Raw genomic sequence first — 17,525 nt, forward strand, 5'->3', positions numbered from 1 at the left:
AAATTCTAAGGTGTTTTGGATAATACGAATTGACCTATGGATACTATTTCACAGTTGCGGATAACACCTGGTAAGTATTGGCACTAAAATAGCCGAGTGCCTGGTTAGAGATATTTGAAGTTGGATTGGCCGGAGTTGTCCCCTGGTTTGGCCCCCGGTTTGATTGCTGACTTAAAGCATACCAATAATCGAAAATATTCGAATCAATACACTCCATTTCTATTTTAATCTTATCGTTCGAATTCAACTCATCACTGTCGTGGTCGTTAGTAGGAGGTTTAAAAAACAACTGGATCCTTAAGTCGTTTCCATTTGTTAAACGATCGTTATTTACATAGAAACGTTCCGATAAAATATCATTTACATAAAGGTTAAAATGATAAAAATTGGTTTCGTTGGCCGGATCTTTTAAAAATACAGCAGCGGTTTTGCGTTCGCGGCCAAAGAAAAAGTTTTTAATCACCCCTATCGAATCCATTTTAACCACATTGGGCATTTTCGAACTGGCCGTATAGGTCTGTCCTTCGGCAGTAACACTTAAATTGTAAGTAACACCAGGTACACCCCTCATCCTGTTGATATAAGTACCAGGAGTGGTACCTTCTTTAAAAACATAGTTATTTCCTTTGCTATCCGTAACGGTAACCGTCGCACCAGAAATTTTCGGAAAAACATTCGCTTCGGTATAACCAATGGTTTTGCTGATCTTAATCTGCTGATCGATCAGTTGATCATTAATTTTCCCTTCAATTACGATCTGAGGTGCGGCATTTTCGGTATCGATAGAAATAATTTTCTTGCAAGAAGACAAACATAAAGTGAACAGCGAAAAGTATATAATCAGTTTTTTCATCAGAATATAGTTTGTTTTTTAATGGTTATGAAGCTATCATGAGCAATATTTTTCACAAGTATCTATTTGATTTTTGTGTTCAAGAGCTCGCAGGCTCGGTTCATTTCTATTTGTGAGCGTTTGCTCATGATGGTTTCATTGTTTTAAAATTTAAAGTTCCAGGTAATTGATGGAATAAGCCCGAAAAGCGAAGTTTGCTGAGCGGCAGTTTTAGTTGGGTCGTTGGGATCGGTAATAAACTCAATAGAATAAGGATTTTTTCTGGCCAATAAATTATAAATTCCGAAATTCCAACTCGACTGGTATTTCTTACCAGGTTTCCCCTCTAAAGTTGCACTTACATCCCAACGCATATTATAAGGCATTCGGCCTGCATTTCTTTGCGTATAATAGTAAGCCATCTGTCCACCAATACTATATTTTCCTGCCGGATAAGTTACCGCATTACCTGTACTGTAAATAAAACTCGAGGAGAAAGTCCACCGCTTGGTCATGTTGTAAATGCCAACTAACGAAATATCATGTGTGCGATCTTGCCGTGCCGGAAAATATTTACCATCATTAAGTTCAGTAAATTTACGTTCAGTACGCGATAAGGTATAACCCACCCAGCCGTTCAGCTTGCCAAATTTCTTCTTAAAAAAAAGCTCCAATCCATAAGCCCTGCCTACTCCGTATAAAAGTTCTGATTCTACATTTGAGTTAGCCAATAATTCGGCCGCATTTTTATAGTCGATCTGATTCTGGAGCCACTTATAATAAATCTCTCCCGAGAATTCATAATTGTTATCCTGAATGTTTTTGAAATACCCCAAAGCCACCTGATCGGCAATTTCGGGTTTAATATTGGTACTGCTCAGCACATACTGATCGGTTGGCGAGCTAGAAGTAGCGTTGGTTAAAATATGGACGTTCTGGGTATTCCGGTTATAAGAAGCCTTTATCGAATTTTCTTCGTTAAACAGATAGCTCACCGAAAAACGTGGCTCCAGGTTAAAGTAGTTTTTATGGAATTTTCCCTTGGCTACATTTTCTGTCGACAGGGTATTCCCATCGGCATCATAGGTGCTAAAATTACCAGGTCCCATTAAAGAAAATGCAGCTAAACGTACACCATATAAAAAATTTAAATGTTCGTTTACGGTCCATTCGTCAGAAATGTAAGCTGCTGATTCAATACCATAACGCCTTTCCTGCGTAAGCGAATTTACCTGCGATGCTTCATCGCTATCAATATCAATCGGCGAAATACGGTGCTGTGTGGCATTGATACCAAAACGAAGTGTATGCTTGTTGCTGAAATACTGGAAATCTTCTTTAAAGTTAAAATCCCGAACCAGTGAGGTTGCTTTAAAGTTGGTCGCATCGTTTAATAAGCGAACGGTATAATTATAGTTGTTGTAAATTAACGAGGTATTCGAAAACAAACGATCGCTAAAAATATGGTTTAAGCGGATGGTAGTGGTTACATTGCCCCAGTTGTTTTCGAACAGATCTTTAACGCCGATATTATCCTTGCCAAAATAGCCGGAAATATAAATGGTGTTTTTATCATTGATCTTATAATTTGCCTTTGCATTAATATCATAAAAATTTAAGGTACTCCCATTTACAGTAGAATCGGGTGAAGACCTTAAAAACAGATCGATATAAGTTCTGCGGAAACTCACCATAAACGATCCCCTGTCTTTTACAATCGGCCCTTCTGCTTTTATACGCGAGGCAATCAACCCGATCCCACCCTGAAATTTAAATTCCTTGTTGTTCCCATCATCCATTTTAACATCTAAAACCGACGATAAACGGCCACCGTATTGTGCGGGCATGCCACCTTTATACAGGCTTACATCTTTAATCGCATCAGCATTAAAAGTAGAAAAAAAGCCAAGCAAGTGAGAAGAGTTGTATACCACCGCTTCATCCAGAATAATTAAATTCTGATCGGCAGCACCACCGCGCACATAGAAACCTGTGTTCCCCTCGCCACCCGATTTTACACCTGGTAACAGCTGAATGGTTTTTAAGATATCTTTTTCGCCGAGCAGTACCGGGATAGAATTAAGCGATTTCATATCGATGCGCTCCAAGCCCATCTGTGCACTTTTAACATTTTCATTTTTACGGTTGTTTGCATTTACCGTTACTTCAGCCAGATCGATTGCACTTTTTAATTCCTCGTTCAGCTTGGTATCTTTAGTTAGATTGATGGTTTTAACAACAGATGCATAGCCCATATAACTTACCGCCACAGTGTAGGTACCCTCGGCTTGTGTTAAAGCAAAATAACCATAATTATTGGTTAAGGTTGCTGCGGTAGAAGCTCCGGTAATCCGGATAGTTGCGCCGATTAAGGTTTCACCTGTACCCGCATCGCGGATGGTGCCACTAAGGGTAAATTTCTTTTGAGCAAAAATAGAGGTTGAGAGAAAAAGGAGGAAGAATAAAGCTAAGTAGTGTTTTATGAGCATATTGGCTACTATCTAATTTTTAAGGTGGAAACCAAATGTACGAAATCCAAGTCCTATTAATGGATAGTGGGGAATTTCTTAATACAAGTTTGGGTTTTACTTATTAATAACGGGATAAATGGCAATATGGTGTGAACGTAACCGGTATGGGCTCAAATGATCTTTACCGGCCTGTTGAAAGGTGATTAGTTTTGAAGATTCTTTAGGCATATGGCAGTCGATACAATTGGTACTGAGCGACCCTTTAGCTAAAGTGGCTTTGCTATGGCTGGTACTTTTGTGGCAATTGATGCAGCGCTGCGAATAAAGGCTTAAGTTCCCTTTAATATTTTCGTGTGTATTGTGGCACGATTGGCAAGTCATGGTTTCGCTTTTCCGATAACAATTACTGCCCTGTAACATAGCACTTTGGTTACCGTGTACATCAATATTACCACCACCAAAACCTGTAAAATCCTGAGAATAATAAGCATCCAGATCGTCGCCAGGCTGGAAACCGAATACAGATCGCTGTGCCACCAAAGTATTGCCCGAATGACAAACCGCGCAAACATCCATCTTTTGTTTACGGCTAAGTGTTTTATAAAGTGTTATAAATTTTGCTGTCTTTTCTTCGGGGTTCTCCATATGAAAAACAACATGCTGTTTACCCGGTCCGTGGCAACGTTCACAATCTATCCCATAAATAACAGAGCCTTTTTCCATTTCCTCATCTTTTGAAAAAGTAGATTTTTGTGTGAGGTTAATATCTACATAAGAAGCGTGGCACTCTAAACAACGGCTCGTTATCGCCCGATCGTAATAAAAGCTTTCTTTCGGAAAACCAGGACTGATGGCCCAATTCTGAATAGCAGCAAAGTAAGATAAAGGCAGTTCGTACATTTTCTTGCCTTGCCAATAGGTATAAGTATAGGCTTTTTCGCCTGAACCAAACTGCATATCGAACTTTTGCGCACGCACGGCTTTGCCATCCTGATAAGCGACCTGAAATATACCGCTGTCTCTTTTTTCAATCACCACTTTTTGATGTTCGTTGTATAAAAAGTGATTCGAATCAGGGGCAAAAACCTTTAACAAACTTGCATCTACAACAGGTTTAGAGGTTAAACCATGCGGACTATGTGCATAAGACTGCGATAAATCCTTATGGCATTTAACACAGGTAGCCGCTCCGGTATAAGCCTTGCCCCTCGCATCTTCAGGCAATTGATCGGCCACATTCATGCATCTCGAAAGAACAACAACTGCAATGGCGATTGCTCCCAAAATAAGCAGGATACGTTTTATGCCTTTCAAAATGATGTTTTGTTTTTATTTTACGAATTGAATATAACCAAAATTATAACCTCCAACAGCTGTTAAAATCTTAATCTTTTGTTTACCTGCCTTTAAAGCAAGCTTTTTAACCTCAAAAGTTGCAAACTTCTTATTGTCTCCGGTATTTGGAACCACAATATCCTTAGCTACCACCTTGCCATCGATTATAATGGTAATCCTACCTCCAGCATTATCTGCCCCAGTATTCATTTTTAAAGTGTAAGTCCCTTTTTGCGAAACATTTACGGTGTACTGCAACCACTCTCCTTTTTCGATATGGTTTACATAATACTTTTCGTACTGGGTAGAATCCTTAACAATATCCACACCATCGTTCCTGTAAATCCGACCGCGGTTTCCGGGTGATCGTTTTCCTGTTGAAGTATGGTAATCGGCTGTATCAGTATCGAAATAAGCTCTGCCGTTTTTACCTAAATCGTAATCTACAGCATACAAAATGCTTTTATCTTTAATTAAATTGGGCTTAAACGGCTTGGTTTCATTACTAAAGGGCTGACGGATCATGGCATCGATCACATCGCTGTGAATGATGGTATTTTCTAATCTCGAATAAATAGCCAGTTCCATTAAACCGCTGTATACATTGCTATCTTTAGGTTTGTCTCCACCGTTATTGAAGTACTTTACCACCTCATCGTAATTAGGGTTCGATTTAATTTCCATAGGATTATTCGCCCCTATCTTTTTCAATGGCCACCAGGCCCAGCCGATATTATTTTTTTCTAAAAGATGAATGGCATCAGTAAACCAAACATTAGAATTTTCACCAGTTTCGCCCAGCCAAACCGGAACATGCTGTTCATCTCTGGCTTTGATAATGTGTGCAATTGAAGCCTGATCGTTATAATTCCAGTATTTATGATAACTCAAAACCATGTTTTTATCCCACAGTGGAAAAATGCCATTGTAATTATTGCCCCAGCCATTGCCTTCGATAATAATGATGTGCTTTTGATCAACCTCGCGGATGGCTTTGGTAATTTCGACCATTAACTTTCTTAAAGGCGCATTCACTTTTTCTTTTGTCCCATTTTTATCTTCATCAGGGTTTGAGAAACCGTAATTGGGTTCGTTCAAAATATCGTATGCGCCAATGTAAGGCTCATCTTTATAACGTTCGGCCAGTTTTTTCCAGAGTGCAATGGTTTTCTCCTGATTGGCTTCACTATCCCATAAATAAGGTTTTGATGGATCGCGGTCGGCGATGTTTAAATCATTCCCTTGCCCTCCGGGCGCAGCGTGCAAATCTAAAATCAGGTACATTTTATTGGCCTTACACCAGGCTAGTAAGCTATCAGTTAGGGCAAAACCTTTCTCCAGCCAGGTATTTTTACCTGCAACAGGCTCTTTATCTGCTGGCAGGGTATATAAATTGTAGTGCATGGGTAAGCGGATAGAATTAAAACCCCAGCGTTTCATCGAATCGACATCTATTTTGCGCATGTGGTTGGCCAGCCAGGCATCGTAAAACTCCTGGGTCTGTTTTGGCCCCATCAGTTCTTCTATCCGTTCGCGGATCCTGTATTGTTGTGCCTCTTTGTTAATTTTGAGCATATAACCTTCCTGCAACATCCAGCCTCCTAAACCAAAGCCGCGGAGCAAAACATTCTCGCCTTTTGCGTTCACTATTTTTTTACCCTCGGCTTTTAAAAAGCCCTGACTAAACCCTGTAAACGAAACAATGCTAAGCAGAAAAATATATAAGATTGATTTTGTAAAAGACATAAAAATAAGATTAGGTTTAGATAATTACCAGATGTATGTGGCTACAGATCCTTTATCGAGCGTTGCAACAAGTGTTTTGCCGTTAAAGCTAATATTAAACCTAGCGGCATTTTTACCGCTATTGGCTACAATTAAAACATGTTTTCCACCAGGTGTTTTAAAGGCAACATTTGGCAGATCGGTTAAATCGTTTGTAGCCACCCGAATAGCGCCAGGCCGTACAAACTTAGAAGCGTGGGCAATGGAATAATAAGCCAGGTTTCTGCTATAGGCATCTTTATCAATGGTTACGGCACCCTGGCACATGGAGCAACCGCCCCTATCGGTATAAGGTTTATTCTCGGGATCGGCTGCCAGATTCCATTCGAGCACATTTTTGCTCCAGTTTCTGGTAGCGCCGATAATTAAACGCCTAACCGGATTAACAATTTTAATATCCGCAGCATCTGGCTGTTCTACTACCATTTGCTCAGAAAAGTAAATGTTCTTATCAGGATGGGCATTGTGCACATCAGTTAAGGCTTCAATCTTTCCTCCGTACAGGTGGAAGGCAGATCCATCTATATATATTTTGGCTTCCGGATCATCTAAAATGCTAATCGGGTAATCCGGGCGATCGGCATTATGATCGTACACAATAATTTTGGTTTTAATATTGGCTTTAGCAAAAGCAGGACCGAGAAATTTCTTTACAAAAAGCGCCTGATCTGGCGCAACCATCAGCAAACTGGGATTATTGCCGGGGTGTAAAGGTTCGTTCTGAACGGTAATCGCATCAATCGGGATACCTTCTTTTTGCATTTCCTGCACATAACGGACAAAATATTTAGCGTAAGCGTCATAAAACTCAGGCTTCAACATGCCTCCTCGCGCATCATAAGTAGTTTTCATCCATAAGGGAGGAGACCATGGCGAGCCCATAATCTTTAACTTTGGGTTTATCGCGAGGATTTCCTTAATTACCGGAATCACATCCATTTTATCCTGGCCTAAATCAAATTTAGCCTGTGTTAAATCGGTTTGTCCTTCGGGAAGGTCGTTATAAGAAAATACTTTTTCATTTAAATCAGAAGCACCAATGCTTAACCTGATATAGCTTACCCCGATGTTGTTTCCATCAGTAGCAAATAACTCTTTCAATAAAGCCGCTCTGGCTGGTGCCGACATTTTAACAATATGCTGCGCACTTCCACCCGTCAAGGCATAACCGAAGCCATCAATTGTTTGATAAGTTTCTTTGTCGTTTACAGTAATGGTTGGCAGGTTGTTTTTAGCTACATTAAAACTTATTTTGGCCGCTTGCTTAGCAAACAAAACAGATCGATCTGCCTTGGTAAGCCAAACATCTGCCTGGTTTTGGGCAATAGCGGAAAGTGATGAACAGGTAAAAACACAGGCCATAAAAAGGAGCCGTTTAGTAAGTAGCATAGACAATGATGATCGGATTAAAAAACAGGAAGAAAGAACTCGCTTTCTCCCTGTTAACAATTAAACTTTAAGGTTATTTAGATGGCAACTTATTTTGTGCCGCCCCACTCTTTACTCTGAAGAATTTTGGTGTTGTTTAACTCAGCCTGTGGGATGGGCAGGGTCTCGTTTTTATTTGCCTGAAATCCTTTAAAAGCCAGTTTGGTTGGGGCCAGTTTCCACCTAACCAAATCAAACCACCTTTGTCCTTCGGCTACCAGTTCCAAACGTCTTTCTTTCATGATATTATCCATGGTTACCGCAACAGGATTTAAACCTACACGGGCCCTTACTGCATTGAGGAAAATATAAGCCCTGGTACCCGCACCAACTGCGGCACCACTTTTCAATAATGCTTCGGCTTCCATTAAGTAAGTATCAGCTAAACGTATTTCGTACATATTCTGACCGAAGTTTAATTCTAACTGGCCAACGGCTGCTTTGGTAGAAACTCTTCCAGCATATTTCTCAACAAAATATCCGGTATTATCATTTGCATGTTTGTAGGTTACAATACCTGCCTTTTCTAAGCTATCTAAATTGGCAACTGTAGGTTTATTACGTGGGTCGTAGTGAATTAAGTCGAATAACTCTTTGGTTATTGGCATAACACTCCAACCCGAAACATAATCGGGTGCTTGTGCAGCAATTACAGGTACGTAGTTACGTGGCCCTACTAAAATACCCATAACATTACCTTCGCGGCTCCCAACGTTACCCCAGCCCATGTTTGAAGTAGTATTGTAGCTGAGTTCTAAAATAGATTCTGAATTGAATTTGTTTTTCCAATTCCACAGATCGGCAAAGTTTGGTAATAATTTGTACCCATAAGTACTGGCGCCTGGTGCAGTACCGTTAACCAATGCAAACTCTGCAGCCGCTGGGGCCCATTTTTCTTGCCATAAGTAAACCTTACCTAAAACTGCATGAACTGCCCCTTGATTCAAACGCCCTGCATCAGCAGTAGGAATAGTTACAGGAAGAGCAGATAATGATTCTGTTAAATCTGTTTCTATTTGTTTATAAACATCTGCCGGAGCAACCTGCGTAACATCGAACATACCAGAAGGCTCTACTGGTGCTAAGATTAATGGTATATTTTTGAAGATACGTACCAAATCAAAATAAAATATCGCACGCAATGCTTTAGCTTCGGCAATATACCTTGCCTTGGTTGAAGCATCCATCGTAATGCCTTCTATTTTTTTCAATAAAACATTTGCCCGGTAAACGCCGGTAAAACCCTTACTCCATAAATAACTTGGGCCACCTGATAATGAGTTTACAGTATAATTATTCATCGCTTGCATATCTCCTAAATCTGATGGAGAATCGGCACCGGCGAAATGATCGTCTGATGCAGAGCTAAATAAATTAAGTTTGGTAAGGTAGCCACTAGACTGATTACCCAATTGATCATAAACAGCTACCAAACCCGTAAAAGCTTGCTGCTGGCTTTGATAATAACTTGTCTCTAAAATACGTTCACGCGGATTTACGTCCAGTTGCTTTTGACAAGAAACGATTAGTTGAGAAGCGGTTAAAAGTGCTGCAATAGCTAAAATATTCTTTTTCATTTTAATTTTTTTTAGAATCCAACATTTAAACCTACCATAAACGAACGGGCTTGCGGATAAATTCCCCGATCTATACCCAATACAGTTCCACCGATTTCGGGATCGTAACCGGTATACTTTGTAATGGTCCAAAGGTTTTCACTCATCAGATATACCCGAACTTTTTGTGCGCCAATTTTTTTAATCACATTACCTGGAAGGTTATAACCTACCTGAAGGGTTTTTAAACGGAAATAATCTCCTTTTTCCAAATAATTTTTAGAGAACTTGGTATAGTTTCCGTTAAGATCTTTATCTGCAACACGCGGAACAGTAGTTGACGGGTTTGTAGGTGTCCACCTATCAAGAATTGATTTTTGCCAGTTTCCATAGGTTACATCTAAACGTCTTAATCCCTGAAAGATCATATTTCCACCTACACCGTTTCCGAAGGCAACAAAATCAAAGTTTTTATATGCCAAATTAATGGTAATACCGTATGTATATTTTGGAAGCGGACTACCTAAATAAGTACGGTCACTACCATTTATAGTTTCATTTCCATCTAAGTTGGCAAATTTAATATCCCCGGGTTTTGCAGCAGGTTGCAGCACTGTGCCACCCGGTCCTGTGTAGGCATTAATTTCTGCCTGCGACTGGAAAATACCAACCGCATCATACCCATAAAACTCATTGAATGATCGCCCGATTGCGGTACGGGTGAAGTTACCCATGCCCTGAAAACTTTGTGCATTATCCTCTATAAACTCTCTTCCGGGCAATAACTTGGTTACCTTATTTTTTAAAGTTGAGATATTAGCATTAATACCTAAATTAAGCTCGCCGATTTTTTTTCTGTAACCTAATTCGAATTCTATACCGGTGTTCTGCATATCGCCAACATTTTCTGCGGCACCACCAGCTGCACCTAAATAAAGTGGAATAGAAGGTGTTTGCAATACACCAATGGTTTTCTTTTTGAAGTAAGAAGCACTAAGTGTAAAATCCTTAAACAAGGTAGCATCTAAACCAATATCAGTTTGGTGGGTTTCTTCCCATTTCAAATCAGGATTTGACAAGGCAGCCGGACTCCATCCAATAGTACTTACATCTGTAGTGCCAAAAGTATAGTTACGTCCGCTATTCACTAATGACACATAACTGAAATCGCCAATGGCATCATTTCCTGTAATTCCATAGCTACCACGTAATTTTAAGAAATTAACGATGTTGTTTTCTTTCCAGAAAGCCTCTTTTGTAGGCACCCAGCCAATTGAGGCTGAAGGGAAATAACCAAACCGGTTGTTTGTACCAAAGCGTGAAGAACCATCACGGCGAATAATACCTGTAAATAGATATTTTTCATCATAATCATAAGTTACACGGGTAAATAAAGAGTTAACAACATGCAAGGTAGCATCACTACCATCACCCTGAATATCGGCAGTTGCAGGTTTGTAATTTAAATTACTCTGATAAAAATTCTGCGCAATGATATTGTTAAACCTTACGTTTAAGCCACGGTTATTGTTGTCCATATAATAACCTTGACCAAAGATTGCATATGCATGATGTTTACCAAAGCTTTTTGAATAGCTAATGGTATTTTCCCAGTTATAATTTAATGTCATATTCATCTCGCGGTAGAAATTCGCCTTAGTATTGGTGTTTGAAGGACTTAACCAGAACAACGGGGTATAAGACTCCGCGCCATAAAAAGCAAGTTTTGTTCCCAGCGATGATCTGAATTTTAAATTTTCAATGGGTTCAATTTCTAAGAAAGCATTACCAACAATGTTATGATCCCAACCATAGTTACCCAATCTGGTTTGAATATAAGCCAGCGGATTACTCATTTCCTGACCAACAGGGCCAGAAATACCATAAGGAAATCCTGTTGCCGGATCTCTTATAATATTCGCAATGGTATAAGGAGATTTCCCTATAGCAGTTGGATCCGTTTGAATAACCGGGGTAATTGGATCTAAATGGATTGCCGAACTTAAAGGGCCACCGAACTCACTATTGGTATTACCTAAAGAACTGTTAACCGAATGGCTATAGCCTAAATTCTCGCCAAAGCTTATCCACTTGGCAGGCTTAAATGTAGAATTAATACGAATATTAGCGCGATTGAAATTAGAAATCGGCGTGGCTACAATACCTTCCTGATCTATATAACCAAAAGAAGTATAAAAGGTAGATTTATTGGTTCCGCCAGAAACGCTAAACTCGTGGGTCTGTCTGCGGGCATCGTCGTTAAAAACAACCGATTGCCAATCAGTGCCTTCTCCATAAGATGATGGATTTGAATACGGAAGTGTTAAAGGGCCATCAGTTGCTGCATTATAACTATTTGAATATGCTTCATTTCTGATCGTTGCATATTCACTTGCATTTAGCAGTTTTAGCTTTTTAGCCGGTGACTGTGTACCGTAAAATCCATTGTAATTTATAGATAACCTTCCTTCTTTACCCTTCTTGGTTGAGATAATAATTACCCCGTTTGCCGCTCGGGCACCATAAATTGCCTGCGAAGCTGCATCTTTTAAAACCTCAATAGATTCGATGTCTGATTGATTTAGATAACCAATGCCACCATTATCTACAATTACACCATCAACAACCCAAAGCGGATCGTTATTACCTGAAGATGCAAAAGAGGTAAAGCCCCTCACTCTCACTGTTGAAGCAGATCCTGGCTGCCCATTACCACTGGCAATAGTTAAACCAGATGTTCTTCCTTGTAAGGCTTGCTCTACCCTGTTAATAGGCATCGATTCCAGATCTTTTGCCTTTACGCTGGAGATTGACCCAGTTACAAGGGCTTTTTTCTGTGTACCATAACCCACTACAACCACTTCCGTTAAATCTTTCGAATCAGCTGCAAGCGAAACATTGATACGGCCGCCTGCCGGAACAGTTACCGTTTGCGTTGCCATACCAATTAAACTAATGGTTAATTTACCACCAACAGGTGCCTGGATACTAAAAACACCATTGGCATCAGTAGATGCAGCTTTAGTAGTTCCATCAAGCTTAACTGTTACGCCAGGTAAAGGGGCACCATTTTGTTCTGTTACTTTTCCTGTAACCGGAATGTCTTGTGCCAATAAGGCCAGCGGAAATGCCATGATACAGTACATGAAGAATACGAATGTAAATCTTCCTCTCATAGAAATTAGTTTTAAGTTAATATTTGGTTAGTTAATGACCGGAGCTTTTGGTAGCCCGTTTCATAAATCAAATCTATAGCCGTGCAGTACAATTGAACAATTTTGCACTACTACACAAACCATACAGAAGCCCTCAATTAACCGAAAAAGAAGATTTTTAGGCCTACATAAGCCCTACAAGGAAAACACAACAAAACTGAATTACAGACACTTATGTTATTTTAACTAAAAATGTTTCTATTGTAACAAAAACCTCTGTTTAAGGTGTTTTTTGGCGGGCAATGTTGATCAGGAATTCATATAAATTAGTCTCAGGCTTAAGCTGAAGCTTCTTTCTTAAACGATATCGGCCCACTTCGATGGCTTTAATGGTTACATTCATCAACTGTGCCATTTCTTTTGATGAAAGATTCATCGATAAATAGGCACAAAACTTTAAATCGTTCTGACTTAAATCAGGGTAAAGGTCTTTAAGCTTATTAAAAAATTCGGTGTTTACATGATTAAAGTGAACGCTCAAATGATCCAGTTCCTGGTCTTTCTTTTCCACATCCCTGATTAACCTGATGAGGTGCCTGAAACTTGGCGAGCTCTCATTAATATCGTGGTTTTTAATTACGGCCGATATCACTTCTTTAATCTTGGCCAATACTTTGCCCCGCTGTACCAGGTGCATGGTCATGGTAGAAAGTTCTTTGTTCTTATAATTTACATCGGCTTCTAACTTTTCGTTCTGCAGCCTAACAATTTCCTTTTCATTCCTGTCCAGCTCCAGCTGATGCAGGTAACTCATCCGCTCCTGCTCTTTAATGTGTTTTCGCTTCTGCCACCTAATAATCAACCTGATTAACAGCACAATCAGAATCAGGTAAAAAATCCTCATCCATATGGTATTGTACCAGGCTGGCAGCACTACAAAAGTATAAGCTACCACTTCCGATTCGTTACCTACGTCTGTTCTGGCTTTAATATTGAAAGTATATTTACCGGCAGGCAGATTGGTATAATCCTTTTCGCTTTTTGTAGCCCATGCCGACCATTCCTTGTCGAAACCAACCAGCTGATAACTGAATTTAATGTTTTTATCATGCTCGAACAATGTAGAGGAATATTCGAAATGCATTGAATTTAAATCATTAGTGTATTCTGGTATCTCGTTTTGATCCTGTTTGGCAGAAATTACACCCTTGGTTGTAAAATAGCCACCAAAAACCAAACTATCTTTTTTACCAAGCAGTTTAATCTGCCCCAGTACTACAATTGGTTTGGTTATGTTTTCGATGTATTTTTCATAATTGATATGATAAGCTCCTTTATTTGCCCCAATAAATATGTTCTTACTATCTAAGGGGTAAATAGATTCGAAGCCGCCTACTACTTTCCCATCTAATTCGGGCAGATAAAAAATACTAAAAGGATTCGATCCCGATGGCCGGCTAAAATCGATTACGCCTACCTTTTTATTGCTTACAAACCAAATGTTCCCGTCGTTATCCTCCTTCATATACTGCACCGAAATACCCTTTATGGCATTGGCCAATAATTTTAGTCGGACAAATTTCTTCTTCATGTTATCATATTCATAAACACCATCAACAGTTGCAATTACCACCCTGTTTTTTATGTGGTACACATAATTGTACAACTTAGAAGGTAATCCATCACGATCGGTGTACATGGTGGTACGCAGTACGTGCTTATGATCGGGCTGCAATTCTATTTTATATACGCCGTGGTAAGGGTGCGATGCCCAGATATGATCGGGGTTATTATTATCTGCCACAATAAACCGCAGCGGCTCATTTATGCCGTCAATTCTTCCGCCATTGTTAAACACGCCATCCTTATAATTTAAGCGCTGCAAGCCCCAATAGGTACCGGCAATAACCTCGCTGCTTGGGTAAACCCGATCTAAAGTTTGGTACAACCAGGTACCGGGTAAATAGTAAAGCGGCTTAGCTACATTGTTCTGCACCAAAAGTGTGCCCTCCTCATGTGCCAGCAACAGCTGGCTGTTAATCTCATCAAGCCCCCAAACCTGCCCTTTGGTATTTTTCACCTCCTCAAAATTTGAGGTGGCATAACTTAAATCTTTGGCAGCGGGATTAACTTTGGTCATATACAAACCGTTCGATGTACCAATGTAAACCGATTGGTTAAATTTCCTGAATGCATAACTCGTAATCTGCTTGGTACGGTCAGGAAAAATGCTTTTAATGGCGCTGTTTATGGCTACATAGGCAATCCCATCGTCTAAAGCCAGCCACATGTTCTTATCCCTATCCTGCAGAATGCCCCTTACATTGTTGTTCTGCAAACCTTCCCTATAATTGTATTTCTGGATCAGTTCTCCACTTTTGTTCATGATATATACCCCGCCAGAGGTGGTACCTACTACATAAAGATTTTGATTGATCTGATTGGCAAAATAAATCCGGTCGTTAAAAAACACATGATCAAGATTGGTTTTTAAGGGCTTAAGCTGATGGTTAATCAATAGAAAAAAACCACCTTTTAAGGTAGAAACCATCAAAGTATCGCCATTATAAGGTAAAATAGCTGTAATAGACGATTTCTTGAAAACCGGATCAGCACAAAAAGGTTTCCACATTTCCTGCTCGTAAACCATTAAAACCGATTCTTCCGATTGGGCAAACACTTTATTATTGGCAATGCCCATAAATAGCCATGCGGTACTGGGTTTATAGTTTTTAATTACCCCATCCTTATAATGCAGAATGGAATTGTTCGATCTGAAAAAAACTTCGTCATGGATAATCGAGATGTCCCATATATCGGCCAGTTTCCGCAGTTTTTCGGGCAGCAGGCCTAAAAGCGAAGTATATTTTAAAATCCCTTTCTCATTGGGATAATAAAAACCAAATTCATCCTGTCCACCTACGTAAATCCGGTTTTTAGAGTCGATCCCAATCGAGCGTACCGAAGTATAATTAGGTAAGCGAAACAGATTCCAATAGCGACCATTAAAAGTAAGCAGCCCCTCATTGTTCCCAAAATAAAGAATCCCGTTTTTATCCTGCTTAACATCCCAGTTCTGCATCCCTGCGTTGTACTGTTCGTTATTGTAATTTACAATCTGCGGAATGCCCAAAAGATCCTGGGCCGGTGCATGATAGCCCATCAGGAGAAAAGTAACGGCAAGCAGAAGTTTATACATATGGTTAGGGATGATTAGCCCGCAATAATAAATATATAATTTTAATTCCGGTTAACATTGCTTACATCATCCACCAGAACAAATCATTTTTGAGCATAAAATAGCTAATGCTTATTTTCTTAGGCATACCAAGGTGCCTTAGATGGAAAAAATGAAAGCTTATGTATTCTTATATGGTAAAATGACTCCTAAGGTGGGTATTTGCTTGAGGTTTGGTTAGAAAATTTGATCTTATTTTTTGGAGCGGCCTGCCTGTAATGCTTAGAGTTGCTTCAGTCCCGCTTTTACTTCAAGTCCTCGCTGCGGGCTTTCCGTTCATCCGATAGCTATCGGATCGGGGCTAGTTTGCTGAGACTGTGCAATGAAATTAAAAGCGTCAAGGGTTTCTAACCATATAAGAATTTAAGGACATGTAAGCCCATCTGTTCTTACATGTCTTATATGGTAAAAATAATTAGAGAAAAATATCTTGATCAGAATCTCTTAGTTGGTAAAAAATCATTATTTCATTAAATACGGTTCTAGCGCTTTTCGCCAGATGGCATAACCAGCTGCGTTCATGTGCAACATATCATCCACAAAAAGTTCTGGCCTAAGTTGCCCGTCTTTGGTTAGCATCAGCGGATATATATTAACGAATTTCGTATTGGCCTCTCCGGCTAAAAATTTCGCGATCAATGCATTCGAAGCTACTGCCTTTGCTTTAAATTTATCCCTGCTCGGGCTTGGTTTAATAGAAATATAAACAATGGGCACCGTAGGCAATTTTGCCCTAATGGCCTGGTACAAACGCATGGTACGGTTCAAAACAGTATCAGGTGTTACCGTTTCGTTTGGTAAATCGTTCTCCCCCACATACAGTACAATCTGTTTTGGCTGGTAAGGAAAAACAACATCATTTAAATAATAGGTAATATCGTTTATTACAGCACCACCTATCCCACGGTTTAAAGCATTGTATTTAGCAAAAATCTGTGTACAGTCGTCCCACTTCCTGATGGATGAACTTCCTACAAACAACACCGGATGAACGGGTGGTTTGTACATTTGATCGTACTTTTTAATGGTTTGTACATCATCCCAAAAATTAGGTTTCTTTTGGGCAAAAGCAGTTACAGTTAAAAAAGAAATCAAAAGGAAGCTTAAAAATGATCTTTTCATGCGAATAAGGATGTTTAAAGGCTCACAATATACCAATATCCTATTTTTTACAATCAATTCAATCAAATTTATTACTGTATGTAAAAGGAATAGATTGAAGTTTTCTGTAGAGTAGTGCCTGATTCGCCTGCATTGAGTAATGCAGGCAAACAGGTCTTGTTATCATCAACTAACCAAATATAATGATAAACAAATATAGATCTTTATTTAGAACTATTCTAAATAATTAACAATAATTAACTAAAAGAATAGTAAAATACTAACAATCAATCCATTTAATTTTAAAGAAGAATGCTTAACAACCCCTGGAATGAAGCTTTTTAATAAAATTGTTAAAAAATTCTCTTTGCAGGCATCACCTATCAAGCTAAGCCTGTTGAAGGTTATTAACGAATAATTTGCCATGATTAGTATAAATGAGTTTCCCGCTGATGCCAATTTTTTAGAATCTGTCATCCTGAGCGTAGTCGAAGGATCTTTTATGATAGATACCCGCTCTGTCCGTAGAGTTAAGCATAGCGTCTCTATGGGTACATGAATAAAATTGAGTTTATAAACTCAGTTAAAACGAGTCACAGCCTCTTTTCTATATATTGATCCGTA

General features: G+C 39.4%; 9 protein-coding genes. All 9 read right to left on the bottom strand.

All coding sequences use genetic code 11. The features are described from left to right. Window positions 1-43: 43 nt before the first annotated feature. On the bottom strand, window positions 44-853 hold the full coding sequence (locus ASU31_RS10170) for a DUF4249 domain-containing protein (RefSeq protein ID WP_057932201.1): 810 nt from the start codon (window positions 851-853) through the stop codon (window positions 44-46). Window positions 854-996: 143 nt separating this feature from the next. After that, window positions 997-3,321, bottom strand: a complete 2,325-nt coding sequence (locus tag ASU31_RS10175; RefSeq protein ID WP_057932202.1) for a TonB-dependent receptor — start codon at window positions 3,319-3,321, stop codon at window positions 997-999. 96 nt (window positions 3,322-3,417) lie between these two features. Then, the gene (locus ASU31_RS10180; protein ID WP_157257959.1) at window positions 3,418-4,617 is read right to left on the bottom strand and encodes a multiheme c-type cytochrome; all 1,200 of its coding nucleotides are present in this window, start codon (window positions 4,615-4,617) and stop codon (window positions 3,418-3,420) included. A 15-nt stretch (window positions 4,618-4,632) separates the two neighbouring features. Further along, window positions 4,633-6,384 (bottom strand): cellulase family glycosylhydrolase, encoded by a 1,752-nt coding sequence (locus ASU31_RS10185; RefSeq protein ID WP_057932204.1) that lies wholly within the window; start codon window positions 6,382-6,384, stop codon window positions 4,633-4,635. A gap of 24 nt (window positions 6,385-6,408) precedes the next feature. Then, entirely contained in the window at window positions 6,409-7,785 is a 1,377-nt protein-coding gene (locus tag ASU31_RS10190; protein WP_245224525.1) for a glycoside hydrolase family 30 protein, read from the bottom strand. A gap of 116 nt (window positions 7,786-7,901) precedes the next feature. Next, complete coding sequence (locus ASU31_RS10195; RefSeq protein ID WP_057932206.1) at window positions 7,902-9,428, bottom strand: RagB/SusD family nutrient uptake outer membrane protein; 1,527 nt, start codon at window positions 9,426-9,428, stop codon at window positions 7,902-7,904. Window positions 9,429-9,439: 11 nt separating this feature from the next. Continuing rightward, window positions 9,440-12,583 (bottom strand): SusC/RagA family TonB-linked outer membrane protein, encoded by a 3,144-nt coding sequence (locus ASU31_RS10200; protein WP_057932207.1) that lies wholly within the window; start codon window positions 12,581-12,583, stop codon window positions 9,440-9,442. 259 nt (window positions 12,584-12,842) lie between these two features. Then, entirely contained in the window at window positions 12,843-15,761 is a 2,919-nt protein-coding gene (locus tag ASU31_RS10205) for a ligand-binding sensor domain-containing protein (RefSeq protein WP_057932208.1), read from the bottom strand. Between the two features lie 501 nt (window positions 15,762-16,262). Further along, window positions 16,263-16,922 carry a GDSL-type esterase/lipase family protein gene (locus ASU31_RS10210; RefSeq protein WP_057932209.1) on the bottom strand — a complete coding sequence of 220 codons (660 nt, stop codon included), beginning with the start codon at window positions 16,920-16,922 and terminating at the stop codon, window positions 16,263-16,265. Between the last annotated feature and the right edge of the window lie 603 nt (window positions 16,923-17,525).

The organism is Pedobacter ginsenosidimutans (genome assembly GCF_001442625.1).
GTDB classification, from domain to species: domain Bacteria; phylum Bacteroidota; class Bacteroidia; order Sphingobacteriales; family Sphingobacteriaceae; genus Pedobacter; species Pedobacter ginsenosidimutans.